Here is a 2,656-nt window from a genome sequence, read left to right as displayed (position 1 = left end):
CTCGCGCTTTCTCCTCGACTCGCGCTTTCTCCTCAGCTCGCGCTTTCTCCTCAGCTCGCGCTTTCTCCTCAGCTCGCGCTCTCTCCTCAGCTCGCGCTTTCTTCTCGACTCGCGCCTTCTCCTCGGCCTGAGCCTTAAGCTTTAACTGCGCATCAACTTTTTCATTATGTCGCTTAAGCTCAGACTTCGCAGCTTCTTCAAGCTTTTCCTGCAACTTCTTCTTTTCTGCCAACTCTAACTCGGCTTTGAGTGACGCCTCTGGTTTCACTGGCTCAGCCACTCGGGATGACTTGGCTTTCTCCAATTCAGCCTTAAGGTTGCGACGTATCTTGGCAACGATATTAGCCTGTTCGGTACGAACTCGCTCATGTTCAGCCCGAGCCTTCTGCTCTGCCAACATCTTCTGCTCTGCCAACATCTTCTGCTCAGCCAGTACCTTTTGTTCAGCCAGTACCTTTTGTTCAGCCAGTACCTTTTGTTCAGCCAGTACCTTCAACTTTTCCTGTTTTTTTTGCTCAGCCTGCACATCCACTTTTTGTGTTTGCTGCTTAGGCTCAAATTTCATCGGTTTGGATTTTTCCTGAGGTTTTTTCTTTTCAGCTAACGCCATATCGGCCTTAGGTGGCACCACAGGCTTACTCAATTCAGGCTGCTCAATTTTTTTAGGAGGCTCAGATTTAACAGGAACCGCCTCCGTTCCAGGCAAACTATCCCAAATATCCACCACCATGCCCTGTGGAGGCTGCGCCTTCCAACTAGCACCAAAATATAACAGCGCGAAGAATACCAAGTGGACCACCAGCGCCAATAACCCGGCACGTAGCTTATAGGTTTTGGCATACACGATCGCGCTCATCGCCCCTTAGTTTGCGCCAACAGACCAACCTTTTTAATCTGCTGCTGCTGCAATACGTCCATGATGCTGATCACTTCTTCGTAACGCACATTTTTGTCGGCTGAAATCACAACAGGCTGATCTACGTTCTGTGCCTGCTTCTGCTTGAGAATCTCAATCAATTCCTCACGTGTAACGTTCTGCTCCTGACCTTTCTTACTGCGATCATTCAGCGCCAGAGAGGTATCTTTCTTGATGATTACTTCTAGTGGCGCAACAGGCGGTGCAAGTGACTTACCCACGCTGGGTAGATCAATCTGCCCAGGGTTCATCAGTGGCGCTGTAATCATAAATATCACCAGCAATACCAGCATAACGTCAATGTAAGGCACGACATTGATATCGCTCATTGGGCGCATGGCAGAACGACGGGAGTTCATGGCTGACGTTGCAGCACGTTGGAAAATTCTTCCATGAAAATCTCAAAACGTGAGGCTAAGCGTGTAATATCATGCGAGTAACGATTGTAAGCAACCACGGCTGGAATAGCAGCAAACAAACCCATCGCGGTGGCTATCAGTGCCTCAGCTATGCCGGGCGCAACGTGTGCCAACGTGGCTTGGCCGACATTAGCCAAGCCACGAAATGCATTCATAATTCCCCACACCGTGCCAAATAACCCGACATAAGGGCTCACCGAACCAACTGTGGCCAGAAAGGCCAAATGCGATTCAAGAATATCTATCTCACGCTGATAGGTGGCGCGCATTGCACGACGCGTGCCATCCATCACTGCATTGCTGTCCATATCATGTTTCTTTTTGAGTTTAAGGTACTCAGTGAAGCCAGCGGCAAAGATTCGTCCCATACTGCCCGTATCACCGCGCATTACAGAAGTATTTTGATACAACCGATTAAGATCATCATCATTCCAGAATGATTCTTCAAATTCCTCGCTTTGTATCACCGCCTGCCTTACAGCAAACATCTTGAGAAATATGAACCACCATGACATCAAAGAAACAACTAACAATAAACCCATTACCAATTGAACAAGCACGCTGGCGTTCTGAATCAAATGGATAAACGATAAATTCTGTGTTACATCCATATTTTATATAACCCTTTTATTTTCCCATTGCTCTCGCAATACTTCCGGCACACTTATCGGCTTGAAATTATCCGTTGTCACACATACCAAATGTATTTCCGACTCAACCAGAACATCCTCATCTCGCAGCACGTTCTGACACAAGATCACACGACTACGTCCTACATCCTTCAACTGCACGCTGATGGCAAGTAAATCATCAAGCAAGGCGGGCTTAAGATAATCCAGCCTGAGTGAACGAACAACAAATACCACACCGAATTCACGCATCAATCCCGTATTACTGTAACCATAACATTCTCTCAACCACTCAGTCCGTGCGCGCTCTAAAAAGTTCACATAACTGGCATGAAATACCACGCCTCCTGCATCCGTGTCCTGAAAATACACCCGCACTGGCAATGCAAATGTCGATTTAAGGGTTGAATGAAACATGTTATTTAAGGTTGTGTCGCAATTATCTTTTAATTCTTGGTAACCATTTAAATTATTAAAAAATATTTGCCAATCATTAAGAACGTACATCCATATGATTTACAGGTGTCTTAGCAAATCATAAAATCAAATTCAAAAGCTAATTGCACCATAGTCTTAATTTGGCTAAAGAGTTTTTGTTACGCTGAGTCTTACGCACTATACTGAATCATGCCATTCATAATCGTTAGCAGATATATTTCTATCTAAATATTTTAAGTTGAAAGCCCATAAAA

The 2,656-nt window shown here is 45.4% G+C and carries 4 protein-coding genes; all 4 read right to left on the bottom strand.

Going from position 1 to position 2,656, the window contains the following annotated elements; genetic code table 11:
• Positions 1–856 (bottom strand): hypothetical protein (locus tag MJ769_RS09710; RefSeq protein ID WP_239236820.1); only part of this gene is annotated, 856 nt, incomplete at its 3' end.
• Positions 853–1,275 (bottom strand): protein TolR, encoded by a 423-nt coding sequence (gene tolR / locus MJ769_RS09705; RefSeq protein ID WP_239236819.1) that lies wholly within the window; start codon positions 1,273–1,275, stop codon positions 853–855. The genes tolR and MJ769_RS09710, both read right to left, overlap by 4 nt.
• Entirely contained in the window at positions 1,272–1,946 is a 675-nt protein-coding gene (gene tolQ / locus MJ769_RS09700) for a protein TolQ (RefSeq protein ID WP_239236818.1), read from the bottom strand. Before tolQ ends, tolR begins: the two co-directional genes overlap by 4 nt.
• A 3-nt stretch (positions 1,947–1,949) precedes the next feature.
• On the bottom strand, positions 1,950–2,336 hold the full coding sequence (locus tag MJ769_RS09695) for a YbgC/FadM family acyl-CoA thioesterase (RefSeq protein WP_445083087.1): 387 nt from the start codon (positions 2,334–2,336) through the stop codon (positions 1,950–1,952).
• Between the last annotated feature and the right edge of the window lie 320 nt (positions 2,337–2,656).

This window comes from Candidatus Nitrotoga sp. BS, from assembly GCF_927797785.1.
In the GTDB taxonomy this organism is placed as follows: Bacteria; Pseudomonadota; Gammaproteobacteria; order Burkholderiales; family Gallionellaceae; genus Nitrotoga.
This window is presented reverse-complemented; position numbering and strand designations above follow the sequence as displayed.